This is a genomic window from Streptomyces sp. LS1784 (assembly GCF_020103755.1).
Lineage (GTDB): Bacteria > Actinomycetota > Actinomycetes > Streptomycetales > Streptomycetaceae > Kitasatospora.
The window spans coordinates 1-16,692 of record NZ_JAHSQD010000135.1; the positions used below are offsets into that span (position 1 = coordinate 1).

The window sequence follows — 16,692 nt, forward strand, 5'->3', positions numbered from 1 at the left end:
GCGCGGCCCGCCGCAGCGCCGCCAGGGTGGGCGCGTCGAGGCTGCCGGTACGGCGCAGGAAGCCGTCCGAGGCGGGCGCCGAGCGGCTGGCGAGGCTGACGGGATCCGGCCGGCCGGCCAGCCGGGCCGCCCAGAACTCCCGGTCCTGTCCGGGCTGTTCCGACGCGCGGTAGGCGGCGTCGTGCGCCAGTAGGAGGCTCAGCGGCCCGAAGGCCGGCCCTGCCCCGCCCCTGCCCTCGACCAGTCCGGTGTAGGTCTTGGCGACGCGGCGCGCGATGAGCGACATGCTGAAGCCGTCGACCACGATGTGGTGGACGCGCTGGTACCAGAGGAAGCGGTCCGGCGCGATGGCGAACAGGGCCTGGCGGAACAGCGGGTCCCTGGTGAGCCCGACCGGGGTGGACAGGTCGGCGTGCATCCAGCGCTCGGCCGCCCGCAGCGGATCCGGTGTCGATGTGAGGTCGACGTGGTGCATCGACCAGTCGGGCGACGGGGTGACGACCTGCCGGGGGCCCTCGGCGCCCTCGGTGAGGCGGACGCGCAGGGACTCGGTCTCGTCCACCACGCGCCGCACGGCCGTCTCGAACAGCTCCGGGTCGATCGGCCCGGGGATGTCCACGTACTCGCCGGTGTTGTAGGCCGGGCTGCCGGGCCGCAGGTGGTGGGCGAACCAGATGCCGGACTGCGCCGATGACAGCGGCAACTCGTGTCCGTCGCTCATCCGAGCTCCTCCAGGATGGCCGACAGCGCGTCGGCGAAGGGTCCGACGTACGGCGGCGACAGCATGTCGTGGTGGTTGCCGGGGACCTCGACCACGCTCAACGCCCCCCGGGTGCGGTCCCGCCACCGGGCGGGGACCACGACCGGGCCGGCGAGTTCGGGGTGGGTCTGCGCGCTCGTGAACAGGTGGATCGGTGTCCGCAGCCGCGCCGCCGACCGGTAGCGCCGGGCGGCGCCGCCGTTGGTGGTGAAGACCCGTGCCATGCGCCGCAGTTGTTCGGTGCGCACGCGCGGGGGAAGGCGCTCACGGTCGTGCGCGTCGTGGAGCAGCAGGGAGAGGGCGTCCTGCTCGTCGAGCTCGTGGAGGTCCCCGCCTGACCCGTCGGTGGATCCACCGGTGGGCGCGGGCGCTCCGACGTCGATGATCCCGAGGAATCCCGGGGGGTTCCCCTGCTCCTCCAGCAGGCGGGCCATCTCGAAGGCGACCAGCCCGCCGAAGGACCAGCCGGCCAGCAGGTACGGGCCGTCGGGCAGGACGGACCGCAGCTCCCGCAGGTAGCGCCGCGCCTGCTCCTCGACGGTGGCCAGGGGCGGCTCGTCGGTGTTGTAGCCGACGGCCTCCAGGCCGTAGACGGGCCGGGCGCCGGCGAGGGGTTCGGCGTGCTGTTCGGTGAGGTGCTCGGCGAGGCGCTCGGTGAGGTGCTCGGTGAGACGCTCGGTGAGGTGTCCGGCCAGGTGGAGGAAGGAGCACACGTCGCCGCTCTGCGGGTGCACCAGGATCAGCGGCGCCCTGCGGCGGTCCCCTTCGGCCAGCGGAACGACCAGCCGGCGCAGGGCCCGCGACGCGTTGGGCAGTTCCGCGCACAGCCCCTCGACGGTGGGGTGGCGGAACACCGTGTTCAGCGGCACGGTGACCCCCCACTCCCGCCGGATCGCCTCCACGAGCTCGACCGCCCTGAGGGAGTGCCCGCCCAGCGCGAAGAAGTCGTCCCGGACGCCGACCTTCGGGGTGCCCAGCACGCGCTCCCAGATCCTGGTCATCAGGAGTTCCGGCAGGTCCCGCGGCGGTAGCGCACCGGCCTCGTGGCCGTGGCGGGCGGGTTCGGGCAGGGCCCCGCGGTCCACCTTGCCGTTCGTGGTCAGGGGGATCCGGTCGAGCGCGGTCAGCGTCGTGGGCACCATGAACTCGGGCAGGGTCTCGCGCAGGGAGCGCCGCAGGACCGTCAGGTCACCGGGGCGGTCCTGCCACACCAGGTAGCCGGCCAGTTCGGCGTCCGTCCCGCCGCCCCGCACCGTCACCGCGGCCCTGGCGACACCGGGCTGGGCGCACAGCGCGGCCTCGATCTCGCCCAGCTCGATGCGGTACCCCCGGATCTTCACCTGCTCGTCGGTGCGGCCGAGGAAGACGAGACTGCCGTCCGGCAGGTACCGCGCCAGGTCGCCGGTCCGGTACAGCCGGCCGCCGGCCGGGCCGAACGGGTCGGGCACGAAGCGCTCGGCGGTCAGCCCCGGCCGGTTGGCGTACCCGCGGGTGACGCCGACCCCGCCGATGTGGATCTCCCCCGGGACGCCGACGGGCACCGGGGCGCCGGCCGGGTCCAGCAGGTAGATCCGGAGGTTGCCGAGCGGCCGGCCGATCGGCACGGACCCTCCCGGCCGGGTCAGGTCCCGGTCGGCGTCCACGCGCCGGGTGACACAGCCGACGGACGCCTCGGTGGGACCGTAGCCGTTCCACAGCGTGGAGACCCGGTCGAGGAGCCGCCGGGCCAGGGCGGGCTGCAGCGGTTCGCCCACGCAGATCGCCTGGAACCGGCCGCCCTGCCAGCCGCCGTCCAGCAGCAGCAGCCAGGTGGCCGGTGTGGCCATGAGCGTGGTGACGCCGAACTGGCGCATCATCTCCGTCAGGCGCGGGCCGTCGACCGCGACCTCCGACGGGGCGATCACCACGGCGGCACCCCAGGCCAGCGGCATGAGCACCTGGGGGACGATGACGTCGAAGGAGATCGAGGCCACCGAGGCGACGACGTCGGCCCCGCCGAGGTCCAGCTGTCGGCCGCGGACCACCAGGTAGTTGACCACGCCCGCGTGCGGAACCAGCACGGCCTTGGGGCGGCCGGTCGAACCGGAGGTGTAGATCGAGTACGCCAGGTTGGCGGGCGTCGCGAGCGGTGGCAGCCGGTCTTCGGGCAGGGCCGCGACGAGCGGGGCCTCGGCGTCCAGCCACACCGTCTCGGCGCCGTGCCGCGGCAGCCGGTCGGCCAGGGAGCGCTGGGTGAGCAGCAGCGGCACGTCGGCGTCGGCAAGCATGAACGACATGCGCTGCGCCGGGAGGTCCGGGTCCAGCGGCAGGTAGGCGGCACCCGACTTGAGGACGGCCAGCAGGGCCACGACCAGGTCCGCCGAGCGCGGCAGGCAGACGCCGACCAGGCGTTCCGGCCGTGCTCCCCGGGCTCGCAGGTACCGGGCCAACCGGTTGGCCCGGCGGTCGAGTTCCCGGTAGGTCAGCCGCTCGGTTCCGCAGCGGACCGCCACCGCGTCGGGGGTCAGCCGGGCCCGCTCCTCGACCAGCTCGTGCACGCAGAGGTCGGTGGGGAAGGGTTCGTCGGTGGCGTTGGCGGCCACCAGCAGCGCTTCGCGCTCGGCCTCGGTGAGCAGGTCCAGGCGTGAGACGGGACGGTCGGGATCGCCGGCCGCGGCGTCCAGCAGCCGGAGGTAGTGGCCGACCAGGCGCTCCACGCTCGCGCGGTCGAACAGACCGGTGTCGAAGGCCACGGTCCCGGTCGTGCCGGTCGCCCCGGCAGCCCCGTCCGTGCCGGTCGGCCGGTCGGCTATCACCAGGCTGAGGTCGACCTTCGCCGTGCCGTTGTCGACCTCCATCTGTTCGACCTCCGTCCCCACCAGCCGGAGGGAGGCGGTCGGGTCGGACAGGCCGGCGAACATCACCTGGAACAGTGGGTTGCGGTCGAGGCCGCGGGCCGGCCGCAGCTCCTGCACCAGCCGTTCGAACGGCACGTCCTGGTGCGCGTAGGCGTCCAGGGCGGTCCGGCGGACCCGGTCGAGCAGCTCGGCGAAGCTCGGGTCGTCCGCGAGGTCGGTGCGGAGGACCACGGTGTTGATGAACGAGCCCACCAGCGGGTCGAGTTCCGGACGGGTGCGGCCCGCGACCGGCGTGCCGACCGCCACGTCGGACTGCCCGCTGTAGCGGGCGAGCAGGGCCTGGAACGCGGCGAGCAGCGTCATGAACATCGTCGCGCCGTGCCGCCGGCCCAGCAGCCGCAAGCGCCCGGCCAGCTCCTCGGGCACCGTGAAGGTGATCCGCTCGCCCCGGCCCGCGCGGACCGGTCCGCGCGGACGGTCGGTGGGTAGGTCCAGCGGCGACAGCCCGGACAACTGTGCGCTCCAGTAGTCCAGTTGGCGCTGCAGGCGGTCGCCGGAGAGCCGGGCCCGCTGCCAGTGGGCGAAGTCCGCGTACTGGAGCCGCAAGGGGGGAAGCTCGTGCTCGCGGCCTTCCAGCCGGCTCCGGTACATCGCCGACAGGTCGTCCCACAGCAGCGGCATCGACCAGCCGTCGACCGCGATGTGGTGGACGACCACCACCAGGACGTGCTCGTCCTCGTCGACCCTCAGCAGTGACGCGCGCAGCAGCGGGGCGGTGGCCAGGTCGAAGGGGCGCAGGACCTCGGAGTGGACGAGGTCGAGGGCCAGCCGCGTCCGGCGTTCCGCGGGCTCGGCCCGCAGGTCCGTGACGGGCAGGCCGATCGGCCGGGCCGGCTCCACCGAGGGGACGGGGCGCCCGTCCTCCTCGGGGAAGGCGGTGCGCAGGACTTCGTGGCGCCGCACCAGCTCGGTGAGGCTGTGGCCGAGGGCGGCCACGTCCAGCGGGCCGCGCAGCCGGAAGACCTCGTGGACGTTGTACAGCGCGGGGCCGTCGGACAGCCGCTCGACCAGCCACATGCGTTCCTGGGTGAACGACGTCACCCGCGCACCCGCCGGGCGGGGTGGGACCGCGGCCTCCGGCTCTCCCTCGACGGCCCTGTTCCGGGCCGCGCGGACGCGCTGGTCGAGCAGGGCCCGCGTGGTGGCCGGTGTGGGACCGGTCGGCTGGCCGGGCTCGGGTCGACTGTGCTGTGCCTTCACGGGTGACGGGCCTTTCCGGCGGGGAGCGGTTCCGCCTCGGCGGCGCCGAGGTCCGCCAGCAGCGCCGCGTCGATGCCGCCGGCGAGTTCGGCGACGGTCGGGTGGTAGAAGAGCAGGACGACCGGCAGTTCGAGGTCGAGCGCCCGGCCGAGTCGGGACATGACCTTCGAGGCGAGGAGCGAATGGCCGCCCAGCTCGAAGAAGTCGCTGTGCACGCCGTCCGGGGTGACGCCGAGGACCTCGGCCCAGGTCTCCAGTACGAGGAGCTCGGTCTCGGTCTCGGTCCCGGCGGCGGGAGCGCCGGCCCGGTCGGCATCGGGCCGCGGGGCCGCAGGGCGCACGGCGGGAGCGGCGGGAGCCGCGGGGCTCACCCGGAGGCCGGGAGGGGTCTCCCACGCCGATACCGGCCGTTCGGGAGCAGCGACGAGGTGGTCGAGCAGCGCCCTGAAGCCCTCGGAGAGCTGCCGCACCGTGTCGCGGTCGAAGAGGTCGGCGGCGTAGCGGATGACGCCGGTGAGGCGGTCGCCGCGGTCCGTCAGGGAGACCTCGATGTCGAACTTCGCCACGTCGTTCTGTATCTGATGGTCACTCACCTCCAGTCCCGGAAGGCCGGACGGGAGCGCGGGCGGATCCTCCAGCTGGAACATGACGGTGAACAGCGGGTGTTGGCCGAGGTCGCGTTCGGGCCGCAGCTCCTGCACCAGCTGTTCGAAGGGGACGTCCTGGTGGGCGTACGCGTCCACCGCGCACCGCCGCACCCGGGCGAGCACGTCGGTGAAGCCGGGGTCGCCCGACAGGTCGGCGCGCAGGACGAGCGTGTTGACGAAGAAGCCGACCAGCGGCTCCACCTCGATCCTGGTCCGCCCGGAGATCGGCGTCCCCACCGTCACGTCGGCCTGTCCCGTGCAGCGCGCGAGCAGGACCTGGAAGGCGGCCAGCAGCGTCATGAACGGCGTCACCTCGTGGGCGCGCCCCAGTGCTCGTATCCGGTCGGCGAGTTCCGCGGGGATCTCGATCTCGACCTGGTCGCCCCGGCCTGACCACACCGCGGGGCGCGTCCGATCCGTCGGGAGCACCGACGGGCTCAGGTCGGCCAAGTGCTCGCGCCAGTAGGCGAGTTGTCCTTGCAGTGCCGTTCCGGTCCGGTGGCTCCGCTGCCAGTCCGCGAAATCGGCGTACTGGACGGGCAGGTCCGGCAGGGCGATCGGCCGGCCGTCGACGGCGGCGCCGTATCCGGCGGAGAACTCCTGCCACAGCACCGGCAACGACCAGCCGTCGCAGGCGATGTGATGGATCACCAGGACCAGCAGGTGATCGTCGGAGGCGATGCGGATCAGCCTGGCGCGCAGCTTCGGGGCGGTCCCGAGGTCGAAGGGGGTCGCCAGATCGGCGGCCACCAGCTCCCGGGCCCGCTGCCAGGCCTGCTCGGCCGGGGTGTGCGTCAGATCGGTGACCGTCGGCACGAAGCTCTCGACCGGCTCCGTGACGTGGCACGGGCCGTGCTCGGAGTCGACGATCCTGCCGCGCAACACCTCGTGGCGCCGCACGACTTCGGTCAGCGCCCGGACGAGCGCCTCCTGGTCCAGCCGGCCACGCAGGCGGACCGCGGTCGGGACGTTGTGGTCCGGCCGACCCGGCCGCAGCCGATCGAGGAACCACAGCCGTTGCTGGGCGAAGGACAACAGGGTCGGAGCGTACGCGCTCCGGTCGGAGCCAGGCATGACGGATCCACCTTTCACGGCGATCGGGAACGCTAAATCGCCCCGGAAATCCCCTCGCCGATTCGCTGATTCGCGAACAGTACGGCGGATACTAGGCAGCTCCCGTCTCACTCCGCAAGACAGAGAAGAGGGTCGCAGGCATCAGGACAATCTTTACGCCAGCCCGCGGCAATCCTTATGTAGATTGAACACGCTCGACGGCTAGCATCTGCGCGGCCGACTTCGGCACCCTCTCTGACGTGCCGTCATGGTGCTGATCGAGCACCCTACTTCCGTGGACTGGCAGCACGTGATAATTCTTCTTTCGCCAGGAGGGCGGCCGGATGGGCCCCTTTCGTGTCGGCCCTTCATTGTTCCGAATGAGATCGGTGAACCCGTTGCATGAACTCATCCGTTGTCTATAGAGCCCACCCCGTTGCATGAACTCGGAGACGTCATGATGCAGCAGCAGAGCCTGGTGGGTTCATTCGTCTCGCACGCCACAAGCCACCCCGGTGATCCGGCGCTGGTATGGCACGGAACGGAGACGACCTACCGTGAACTCCACCAGTCGGCGGAGCGGGAGCGCCTCCGGATCGCCCGGCTCGCCCCGGACGGCGACGAACCGCTCGGCATCCTGGCCGCCAAGTCGCCCTCGACGATCGCCCTGGTGCTCGCCTGCCTGCTGGAAGGGCGGCGCTTCCTGCTGCTGCCGGCGCCCACGCCGGAGGGGAGAACCTCTCACGCGTTGGCCGAGCGGGCCGGAATCCGGCACGTCCTGTCACCGGAGGACCCCTGGGCGCCCGGGCCCGGGCCGGACGCCCCGGACGTCCCGGACCGGCCGGCGCAACCGAAGGCGCCGCGCGGTACGGAACCCGCCGACGTCTCCTTCATGTTCACCACCTCCGGTTCCACCGGGCGGCCGAAGATCGTGCCACTGAGCACGGGCGCGGTGGACCGCTTCACCACCTGGGCCGGCGAGCGGTTCGGCATCCGTCGGGGAACGACGGTCCTCAACTACGCCCCGCTCACCTTCGACCTGTGCCTGCTGGACATCTGGACCACGCTCAAGTGCGGCGGCCGCGTCGTCCTGGTCGATCCGGCCCGGGCCACCCACCCGGGCCACCTGCTGGACCTGGTGTCCCGCCACGAGGTCCAACTCGTCCAGGCCGTACCGATGTTCTACCGGCTGCTGGTCGACGCGACCGCGCAGAGCGGCCGGCGGCTCGACACCGTCGAGCACGTCGTCTTCACCGGCGACAGCATGCCCGCCCGCTGCCTGGCCGAGCTTCCGCACCTGTTCCCCGGCGCGCGGCTCCACAACGTCTACGGTTGCACCGAGACCAACGACAGCTTCCTGCACGAGGTCGACGGCACCGAGCCGGCGGACGGCCCGGTGCCGATCGGACGTCCGCTGCCCGGAGTCCACGCGGTGATCGTCGACGCCGACGGCGGGATCGTGAGCGGGCCGGGAACCGGCGAACTGCACGTCGCGACGCCCTTCCAGACCGACGGCTACCTGGACCGGGACCAGGACGCGGACAGGTTCGCGACCCACCACCACGACGGGCAGACGCGGCGCTACTTCCGCAGCGGCGACCTCGTACGGCGTGACCGGGACGGCCGCATCACCCTGGAAGGCCGGAACGACCACCAGGTCAAGGTCCGCGGCACGCGGGTCAACACCCACGAGGTCGAGCAGGTGCTGCTCGACCATCCCGACGTCGTCGAGGCGGCCGTGGTGGCCGTGCCCGACCCGGTGGCCGGTCGCCTGCTGCGGAGCGTGGTCCGCCGCGCCCCGGACAGCCGGCTGAACTCGCTGGCGCTGCGTCGGCACTGCGCACAACGCCTCCCGCTCACCGCCGTCCCCTCGACCCTGCTGATCGTGGACGACCCGCTGCCCAGGACGTCCACCGGAAAGATCGACCGCACGCCCATCGAGCGCGCCTGCTCCCCGTCCCAGCCCACCGAAGGAACGGCCACGTGAAACACACCGCGGTAGTCACCCAGTTCATCATCGAGGAGTTCCTGCCGGACGTCGGCGCGAACGAGCTGGACTCCGACTACGACCTCGTGGACGGCGGGGTCATCGACAGCCTCGGCCTGCTCAAGACGATCGCCTGGCTGGAGGACCGCTTCGACGTGCGCGTCGAGGAGTTCGACCTCGACCCGGACAGCTTCCGCTCCGTCGGCTCGATCAGCAGGTTCATCGACCAGGCCCAGCTGCACCGGACGGACGCCCACTAGTCATGCACGAGGTGCTGCGAGCGCTGATCCGCCGGGACCGCGCCGTCGACCAGGAGCTGTGGGGGTCCTTCTGGGACCAGCTGCGTGACGGCGCCCTCCGCTCCGGCGAGACGGTGGCGCTGCTGTCCTCGCTGTCCACCCGGATGCCCGATCGGGACACGCTGGTCGCGATGCTCCGCTCGCTGGACGAGCGACGGCCGGCCGTCGCCGCGCGGCTGGACGGCACGGCCAACATCGTCGGCACCGGAGGCGGGCCGGCCACGTTCAACATCTCCACGGCGGCGGCGTTCCTTGCCGCGGCCCTGGGCGTCCGCGTCGTCAAGACGGGGTCCCGCGCCTACACGAGCACCTGTGGCTCCCACGACCTGCTCGACCGTCTCGGCATCGAAAGGACCACCTCGTACGAGCGGACCGAGGCCCAGCTGGAACGCTTCGGCATCGCCTTCCCGGGGAACTTCGTCTACCCCCGGGAGGTGGCGCTGCTGGCCCGGAGCATCGTGCCGATGGACCTGCGGATGATCGGCGGGTTCATCAACTCCGTCGGCCCCTTCCTGGCCTCGGTGCCGGTCTCCGCCCAGCTCGTCGGCGTCTCGGACCGTTCGCTGCTGCGGACGCTGGGCCAGGTCGCCGCCACCGTCGCCGAGCGGAGGATCTGGCTGTGCTCCAACGAGCTGGGAATCGACGAGCTCGTCAGCTCCGTCGACAACCTCGTCCTCACCAATGACGGCAGCGACGCGATCCGGCTGCCGACCGAGGCTCCCGGGACCGGCGCGATCGCCGAACTGCGGCCGGCCGCAGGAGGAGAGGACGTGGTCGACCACTTCCTCGGCGTGCTCTCCGGGCAGGGGACGGCTCTCGCGACGCGGACCGTCTGCCTGAACGCCGCCGCACTGGCCGTCGCGAGCGGCCTGATCGGCGGTTGGCCGGAGGCGATCCGGGCGGCCGACGACGCCCTCCGCGGCGGCGCCGCCCGCGAGCTCGTCGACCGCCTGCGTGCGCACCCGGTGCGCCGCGCGGTGGCTACGGTGCGTGCGCGGTGAGCGGGTTCTTCGCCCGCCGGCCACCGGACCGGCCCGGCCTGGCGGTGTTCCTCAACGCCGGAGACCCCCCGCTGCCCGTCCTGGCCGACGTCATACGGATGCTCGACGACTGCCGGGTGGACTGCCTGGAGCTGGCGGTGCCCTTTCCCCACTCGGTCACCGACGGGCCGGTCATCCGCCGATCGGCGCAGCGGGCCCTGGCCGACGGCGTCGGACTCGACGAGGTGCTCGACTTCCTCGGCGGGGTCCTGCCCCGGCTGCGCCACCTGCGGGTGGCGCTGCTGGCCGACTGGAGCCACACGGTCAGGGACCTGACCGTGCCCGGCTTCGTCCGGCGGGTCGCCGACGCGGGCCTCCACGGGCTGCTGGTCCACGGCCTGCCGCCGCGGCTACGGGCCGACTGCCTCGAAGCGGTGCGGGAGGCGGGGCTGCCCCTGGTCGCCACCTGCTACGCCGCGTCGGCGGCCGAGGTGAAGGCCGCGGCCGCCGAGTGCGCCACCGCGTACCTGTACCTGGTGGCCCACTACGGCCGCAGCGGCGGCAGGCTCACGGCCGACCACCAGGAGCTGGCCGCCGCGCTGGCCGCGCTGCGCAGGACAGCCTCCGTACCGATCGCCGTCGGGTTCGGCGTCCGCTCCCGGGCGGACATCGACCTGCTGCACGGCCTCGGCGCCGACGCCGCGGTCGTGGGCAGCGCCGGGGTCGCCCGGATCGAGCACGCCCTCGCCGAAGGGGCCGACGTGGTCGAGGAGTTCCACACCTTCGTACGCACGATTTCGCCGTATTCACCAAGCCGCTAGGAGGCACATCCGATGATCGTCCGACACCTTGCCGAGGTGACGACCGTGGACTGGGGCAACGGGCTCAGCCGCAGGTTCCTGCTCGAATCCGACGGCCTGGGCTACACGATGACGGACACCACCGTCCGCGCCGGCACCAAGTCGCGGCTGGAGTACCGCCGCCACCTGGAGGCCTGCTACTGCATCGAGGGGAAGGGCGAGGTCGTGGACACCGACGGCACGTCCCACCCGCTCGAACCGGGCACGCTGTACGCGCTCGACCGGAACGACGCCCACTTCCTGATCGCGAGCCCGGACGAGGACCTCCGCCTGGTGTGCGTGTTCTCGCCCGCGCTGCGCGGCGACGAACGCCACGACCTGGACTCAGCCGAATTCTCCGAGTACTGACAGGGCCGACGGATGATCAGGTGGAACGCCGACCAGATCGCCCTGGGCGAGGGGATCGCCCAGTGGTGCGAGGAGCTCAGCTCCGGCCATCTCGAAGGGGACGCCGAAGGCGCCTTCCCGTGGGACAAGTGGAAGCTGATCCAGCGGTCCGGAATCCTCGGCCTGCCGTTCGACGAGCAGTGGGGCGGGCTGGGCCAGGACCTGCTCACCACCATGCACGTGCTCGAACGACTCGGCACCGGGTGCCGTGACGGCGGACTGAACTTCTCGGTCGCCACCCACCTGGTCGGCGTCGGAGTCCCGCTGCAACGGTTCGGCTCGCCGGAGCTCAAGGCGCGCCACCTGCCGGGGATCTGCTCGGGAGAGTCGATCGGGGCGCACGCGATCAGCGAGACCGAGAGCGGCTCCGACGCGCTGGCGATGAGGACCACGGCCACCCGCGAGAACGACGGCTTCGTGCTGCGGGGCGGCAAGTCCTTCGTCACCAACGGCCCGGTGGCCGACGTGTTCGTGGTCTACGCGCGCACCCACCCGAACGGCGGCCCGCTCGGCATCACCGCCTTCGTCGTGGAGCGGGACACCCCGGGGCTCGTCATCGGGGCACCCCTCGCCACCATGGGGCTGCGGACCGCGCCGCTGAGCGAACTGCACTTCGACGACTGCAGGATCCCCGCATCCGCCGTGATCGGCCGGGTCGGATCCGGGTTCCTGGTCCTGGACCACGTGATGAAGTGGGAGATCCTCTGCTCCTTCGTCATCAACACCGGGCAGATGCGGTACCGGCTCGACCGCTGCGTCGAGTACGCCAAGGAACGTGTCCAGTTCGGCAAGCCGATCGGCTCGTACCAGTCGATCTCCCACAAGATCGTGGAGATGGGGATCGGCTTGGACACCGCGCGGAAATGGCTCTACGACACGGCGGTTCGGCTGACGGAGGGCGAGAACGTCACGAAGGACATCGCCGTCAGCAAGCTGCTCGCCAGCGAGAGCAACCTCTCCTCCGCACTGGCCGCCGTGCAGATCTTCGGCGGCAGCGGGTACCTGGCCGAGTACGGACTGGAGAAGGACCTGCGCGACGCGGTCGCCGGCCCGATCTACTCGGGTACGTCGGAGATCCAACGCAACCGCATCGCCGTCATGTTGGGGTTGTGACGCCTGATGCTGGTCAAGATCTGCGGAGCCGCCTCGGCTGAGGACGTGGCATCGCTCGACAGTACCGGAGTCGACCTCGTCGGCCTGTGGCACGGCGTTCCAGGGGGTCACGCGGAACTTACGCTCCGTCAACTATCCGTGCTCGCGGCCGCGGTACACCGAACGGCGCGACTGCATCCGGTCCTCGTGACCTTCCTCAAAGACGCCGAGGTACTGCGCGCGGCGACGGCCGCGGCCCGGGTGCGGTGGGTCCAGCTGCACGGCTACCAGCCGCCGGGCCTGGTCCGCGTCCTGAAGAGCACCACGGACCTCAACGTGGTCAAGGTGCTGCACCTCGGTACGGACAACCGCGCGGAGCGGTCCCTGATCGCGGCGTACGAGCGGGCGGGAACGGACCTCTTCCTGCTGGACGCGGTGGCCGGGGACGGCCGGATCGGCAGTACCGGGGGACCGGCGGACTGCGGGGCCGTCATCGAGATCGCGGACCGCCTCTCGCGGCCCTTCCTGCTGGCCGGCGGCATCTCGGCCGACAACCGGGAGGACTACCGGGCGGTGGTGGACCACCCGCTGTTCCTGGGCATCGACGTGGACACGGCGGCCAGGGACCTCGACGGACGGCTGAGCACCGACCGGGTCACGGCCGTGCGGCGCGGCTGGCGAGTGACGGACGGCACCGGGGCGGCCGGATGACGGCCGAGTTCATCGAGGCGCTGCTGGACGCCCGCCGACCGGTGATCATGGAGCTCAAGCGTCAGGACGCCGCAGGGCACGACCTGTTCGGTGACAGATCGGCCGCACGTCTGGTCGCCGACTACCAGGACGTCGGCGCACCCTGCCTGTCCGTGGTGACCGGGCGGTGGTTCGGCGGCACCCGGGACCTGCTGCGCGAGGTCGTGGAAGCGACGGACCTGCCGGTGCTGCAGAAGGACTTCATCACCCGCCGGAGCCAACTGCACCAGGCCCGCGAGAGCGGTGCGTCCGCGATCCTGCTCACCGCCGCGCTGCTGCCGCGCGCCACCCTGGGCCATCTGGTCGACCTCGGCCTGCGCCTGGGCCTGACGCCGTTCGTCGAGGTCACCACCGAGGAGGAGATCAGCCGCGTGCCACGCGCCGAGGAGTGCGTGGTCGCGGTGAACAACAAGGACATCACCACCCGCGAACGCGGCGCGGGCGACCTCGGGCGAAGCTCGACGCTCCTGCCCGCAGTGCTGAGCAGCGGCACCCGCTGTCCGGTGAGTGCCGGGGCCATCCGCTGCCCCGACGACGCCGCCCGCCTGCTCAGGGAGGGCTTCGCCGGTGTGCTCATCGGGACAGGCCTCCTGCGCGCCGCCAGCCTGCCGGAATGGCTGGACGGCCTCGACGCCCGTCTCGACGCCGGCCGCGAACCGGCTCCACCCGTCCGCCGCCCGGCGGACCCCCGACCACCGACATCTGGAGGTAACGGCATGACCAGCGAAGCACCCGAGCAGTGGAAGGTCGTCGTCAACGACGAGGAGCAGTACTCGATCTGGTCCGCCGACCGCGAGTCGCCGGCGGGCTGGCACGAGGTCGGTGTCCGGGGTGCGAAGGACGAATGCCTCGCGCACATCGAACGCGTGTGGACCGACATGCGCCCCCGCAGCCTGCGCCTGCGGTCCGTCCCGGAGGACGGCGCGCGATGAACCGGACACTCGCACCGCACGGTGCGCGCCGGGTGACCGAACCCATGCTCTCCACCACCCTGAACCTCCCGCGGTGCCAGGCCCGAGGCTGGGTCGTCGTCGACTCCATGGTCGACGGCCTGGCCATGGGCGGCACCAGAATGACCCGGACCGTGACCGAGCAGGAGCTGACCGGGCTCGCCAGGGCGATGACCCACAAGCTGGCGTTGGTCGGCCTGCCCATCGGTGGCGCCAAGGCCGGCATCGCACCCGATCCGGGCGCCACCGTCGAGCGGCAGGCGGTGATGCGGGGGTTCGGCCGTGCCGCGGCCCCGCTGCTGCACGGCGGTGTGTACCTGGGGTGCGACCAGGGCACCACCTACGCCGACCGGCAGCTGGCCTTCGAGGCCGCCGGGTACGACGTCACCCGCCGCCCCGGCACCACCCGCCTCACGGTCGGCTGGGCCGAACTGTGGGACCACATGGCCGACATCACCGGCTTCGGCGTGGCCGTCGCGGTGCTCGGCGCCCTACGGGCCTCCGGTGCGCGGACCCCGCAGCGCATCGCGATCCAGGGCTTCGGCACCGTCGGGCGCGCGGTGGCCGGTCACCTGGCCGCCCACGGCCACCGGGTGGTGGCCGTGGCCGACGTCCAGGGCACCATCGAGGACCACCGCGGACTGCCCGTCGCCGAACTCGCCGCCCTCACCAGCAGCGACGGCACGATCGACCGGAGCCGACTGCCCGCCCGGGTCACGGTCCACGGGCCAGGGCAGGCATGGCTGCACATCGACGCCGACGTGCTGGTGCTGGCGGCATCCGCCTCCGCGGTCGACGAGGAGGCGGTGCCGGCAGTCCGGGCCCGCCTGGTAGTCGAGGGCGGAAACCTGAGCTGCACCGCACCGGCCCGCCGGTTGCTGCGCGAGGCCGGCCACACCGTCCTGCCGGACGTGGTCGTCAACGTCGGCGGAGCGGCGGCAACCGGGTGCGTGCTCGCCGGGCTGGCCCCGTCCGACCTGCCGCTCCCGCACCTGTCCGAGTGGCTGCGCGAGTGGGTCTCCAGCAGGATCGCCAGGAACTGCGAGCTGGTGCAGGAGCTGAGCGCCTCGGGAAGCGCCGATCCGGTGGCGCAGCTCCTCGGTTCGCGCGGAGCCCCGGCCGGTGCCTCCGAACCGGGAGTGCCGGCCGAGCGGTGATCCGGCTGGACGATTCGCCCTCATGACGGGCGGCGCACCGGCCGACCGGGCCCTCGGGCGGCCGTGCCCGCCGACTTCCACGGCCGTGGGCGGGACGGCCCGGCTGCCCGAGAGCCCGTGGGGGCCGGTCGGCTGGGGCACCGTCGAGCGCCAGGACGGAAAGCCCGGCCGGTTCGTCGCGGGTGCCCTCGGCCGGCCCCGGACCTTCGCCACCGCCGATCTCGCCCTGGACGTCCTTGGCCGGGCCGGCCGCCACCGCGCCGCCGGCCGACCCGTGGCTTCGGTCGCTTCGGTCGCTTCAGTCGCTGCGGCCGGGTTGTCCGGCGAGGTGTCGGTGTCCGTGCCGGCGCCGGGATGGACCGCCGGCTGGCCCGGCGTCGGACGGCTTTCCGTGGTCCCGCGACGACGTCCGCCAGGAATTGGGTCGACCGGGCTGCCGGGCGGCATCGCACGGATATCCGGCAGTCGCTGTTCAGGTGACATCAACTCATGGTTCGTCAACAAAGCGGCGATTCGCCGGACGGCCTGCTCGGCTGGATCCTCAAGCGCTGGTCCGCCTGGAGCGGCCGCAACGCCGACTTCGAAGCCGAATGGCCCGCCGACGACATCCTCACCTTCGTCACCATCTACTGGGTCAACCAGGCGATCGGCTCCTCGATCCGCGCCTACAAGAACGCCAGCCTCTACCCGCCGGTGCCCGTCGACGACCGCGAACCCTACGTCCGGGCCCCGGCCGGCTTCACCTTCCTGCTCGGCGACTCCTCGCCCGGCGCCGAGACGCCCGAGGAGCGCGTGGAGATCTTCAGGAGCGGCGGCGCGCGGTTCTGCGCCGACATCCGCGACGTGAACGTCCACCGGGCGGCCACATCGGCCGGTACGAGAATCCCGAGGCCTGGATCCACGGCGACACCTTCCGCCCACTGCGCTGACTCTTCGAGCCCAAGGGCTGGTGCGCCCTGCGCAGCCGCCGAGGCGCCGCCACCGGGGAGCCGTCGTTTCACCGCGACCGTTACCGAGGCCGGAATCCCGTCGAGTAAGGCTTGCCTTGCCACGGGGTCTGGCCTGCCCCTAGGCTGAAGTCCTCAGAGGAGCTGAGGACCTGAGGACTAGGACTACTTGGGGAGAGTGATCATGTCTGACCTCCATGACCTGACGCTGGCCGAACAGGCCGCGGCGGTCCGCGAGCGCACCGTCTCACCGACCGAACTGGTCGACCACCACCTGCGCCGGATCGAGGAACTGGACGGCGTGCTGGGCGCCTACCGCACGGTCGATGCGCCCGGCGCCCACCGCGCCGCCCGTGCGGCCGAGGCCCGGCTGGCCACCGCCGGGAGGGGGGACGACGCCGGGCTGCCGCCGCTGCTCGGCGTGCCGCTGTCGGTGAAGGACACCTGGCCGGTCGAAGGACTGCCGTTCACCGCGGGCTCCGCCGCCTTCGACGACCGCACCGCTGCGGCGGACGCCGCCGTGGTCGGCGCCCTCCGGGCGGCGGGCGGCGTGCTGCTGGGTACCACCACGGCCGCCGAGTTCGGCTGCTCCTCCTACACGGAGACGGCCCACGCCACCGCACGCAGCCCCTACGACCCCAGCCGCGGCGCCGGGGGTTCCAGCGGCGGGGCGGCTGCTTCGGTCGCGGCCGGACTGGCCGCCGGGGCCCTGGGCAGCGATGGCGG

Annotated in this window: 14 protein-coding genes and 1 pseudogene; 12 read left to right on the forward strand and 3 right to left on the reverse strand. The window is 72.4% G+C overall.

Going from position 1 to position 16,692, the window contains the following annotated elements; genetic code table 11:
* The 3 genes from KS423_RS17765 to KS423_RS17775 form a co-directional block, all read right to left on the reverse strand.
* The coding region (locus tag KS423_RS17765; RefSeq protein ID WP_224280481.1) for a condensation domain-containing protein at positions 1–721 on the reverse strand (721 nt) is incomplete at its 3' end.
* Positions 718–4,698: an amino acid adenylation domain-containing protein gene (locus KS423_RS17770; protein ID WP_224280483.1), complete on the reverse strand. Its 3,981-nt coding sequence runs from the start codon at positions 4,696–4,698 to the stop codon at positions 718–720. The genes KS423_RS17765 and KS423_RS17770, both read right to left, overlap by 4 nt.
* Before the next feature lie 155 nt (positions 4,699–4,853).
* Positions 4,854–6,578 carry a condensation domain-containing protein gene (locus tag KS423_RS17775; RefSeq protein ID WP_224280485.1) on the reverse strand — a complete coding sequence of 575 codons (1,725 nt, stop codon included), beginning with the start codon at positions 6,576–6,578 and terminating at the stop codon, positions 4,854–4,856.
* A 436-nt stretch (positions 6,579–7,014) separates the two neighbouring features.
* Here KS423_RS17775 and KS423_RS17780 point away from each other — a divergent pair, with 436 nt between their 5' ends.
* From KS423_RS17780 to KS423_RS17835, 12 genes and pseudogenes are all read left to right on the forward strand, one after another.
* Entirely contained in the window at positions 7,015–8,544 is a 1,530-nt protein-coding gene (locus KS423_RS17780; protein WP_224280487.1) for an AMP-binding protein, read from the forward strand.
* Complete coding sequence (locus tag KS423_RS17785; RefSeq protein ID WP_224280489.1) at positions 8,541–8,804, forward strand: acyl carrier protein; 264 nt, start codon at positions 8,541–8,543, stop codon at positions 8,802–8,804. The genes KS423_RS17780 and KS423_RS17785 overlap by 4 nt, the downstream gene beginning before the upstream one ends.
* 2 nt (positions 8,805–8,806) lie before the next feature.
* Positions 8,807–9,844, forward strand: a complete 1,038-nt coding sequence (locus tag KS423_RS17790; RefSeq protein WP_224280491.1) for an anthranilate phosphoribosyltransferase — start codon at positions 8,807–8,809, stop codon at positions 9,842–9,844.
* Positions 9,841–10,644: a tryptophan synthase subunit alpha gene (gene trpA / locus KS423_RS17795; RefSeq protein WP_224280493.1), complete on the forward strand. Its 804-nt coding sequence runs from the start codon at positions 9,841–9,843 to the stop codon at positions 10,642–10,644. The genes KS423_RS17790 and trpA overlap by 4 nt, the downstream gene beginning before the upstream one ends.
* 12 nt (positions 10,645–10,656) lie before the next feature.
* Positions 10,657–11,031 (forward strand): ectoine synthase, encoded by a 375-nt coding sequence (locus KS423_RS17800; protein WP_224280495.1) that lies wholly within the window; start codon positions 10,657–10,659, stop codon positions 11,029–11,031.
* 12 nt (positions 11,032–11,043) lie between these two features.
* Positions 11,044–12,183 carry an acyl-CoA dehydrogenase family protein gene (locus KS423_RS17805; RefSeq protein WP_224280498.1) on the forward strand — a complete coding sequence of 380 codons (1,140 nt, stop codon included), beginning with the start codon at positions 11,044–11,046 and terminating at the stop codon, positions 12,181–12,183.
* Between the two features lie 6 nt (positions 12,184–12,189).
* Complete coding sequence (locus KS423_RS17810; protein WP_224280500.1) at positions 12,190–12,873, forward strand: N-(5'-phosphoribosyl)anthranilate isomerase; 684 nt, start codon at positions 12,190–12,192, stop codon at positions 12,871–12,873.
* Positions 12,874–12,920: 47 nt separating this feature from the next.
* Positions 12,921–13,457 (forward strand): annotated as a pseudogene (locus tag KS423_RS17815) (indole-3-glycerol-phosphate synthase); the annotation flags it as partial.
* 171 nt (positions 13,458–13,628) lie between these two features.
* Positions 13,629–13,844, forward strand: coding sequence for an MbtH family NRPS accessory protein (locus KS423_RS17820; RefSeq protein ID WP_224280506.1), 216 nt, complete (start codon positions 13,629–13,631; stop codon positions 13,842–13,844).
* Positions 13,841–15,019: a Glu/Leu/Phe/Val dehydrogenase dimerization domain-containing protein gene (locus tag KS423_RS17825; protein WP_224280502.1), complete on the forward strand. Its 1,179-nt coding sequence runs from the start codon at positions 13,841–13,843 to the stop codon at positions 15,017–15,019. Before KS423_RS17820 ends, KS423_RS17825 begins: the two co-directional genes overlap by 4 nt.
* 489 nt (positions 15,020–15,508) lie before the next feature.
* Complete coding sequence (locus KS423_RS17830; protein WP_224280504.1) at positions 15,509–16,096, forward strand: hypothetical protein; 588 nt, start codon at positions 15,509–15,511, stop codon at positions 16,094–16,096.
* 54 nt (positions 16,097–16,150) lie between these two features.
* Positions 16,151–16,692, forward strand: a 542-nt coding sequence (locus KS423_RS17835) for an amidase family protein (RefSeq protein ID WP_263454962.1), incomplete at its 3' end; no start/stop codon positions are given.

What these genes read in the sequence shown, in the direction of transcription:
- KS423_RS17775 (WP_224280485.1), bottom strand. Translation starts at nt 6,578, where the DNA reads ATGCCTGGCTCCGACCGGAGCGCGTACGCTCCGACCCTGTTGTCCTTC.
- KS423_RS17780 (WP_224280487.1), top strand. Translation starts at nt 7,015, where the DNA reads ATGATGCAGCAGCAGAGCCTGGTGGGTTCATTCGTCTCGCACGCCACA.
- KS423_RS17790 (WP_224280491.1), top strand. Translation starts at nt 8,807, where the DNA reads ATGCACGAGGTGCTGCGAGCGCTGATCCGCCGGGACCGCGCCGTCGAC.
- KS423_RS17800 (WP_224280495.1), top strand. Translation starts at nt 10,657, where the DNA reads ATGATCGTCCGACACCTTGCCGAGGTGACGACCGTGGACTGGGGCAAC.
- KS423_RS17805 (WP_224280498.1), top strand. Translation starts at nt 11,044, where the DNA reads ATGATCAGGTGGAACGCCGACCAGATCGCCCTGGGCGAGGGGATCGCC.
- KS423_RS17810 (WP_224280500.1), top strand. Translation starts at nt 12,190, where the DNA reads ATGCTGGTCAAGATCTGCGGAGCCGCCTCGGCTGAGGACGTGGCATCG.
- KS423_RS17820 (WP_224280506.1), top strand. Translation starts at nt 13,629, where the DNA reads ATGACCAGCGAAGCACCCGAGCAGTGGAAGGTCGTCGTCAACGACGAG.
- KS423_RS17825 (WP_224280502.1), top strand. Translation starts at nt 13,841, where the DNA reads ATGAACCGGACACTCGCACCGCACGGTGCGCGCCGGGTGACCGAACCC.
- KS423_RS17830 (WP_224280504.1), top strand. Translation starts at nt 15,509, where the DNA reads ATGGTTCGTCAACAAAGCGGCGATTCGCCGGACGGCCTGCTCGGCTGG.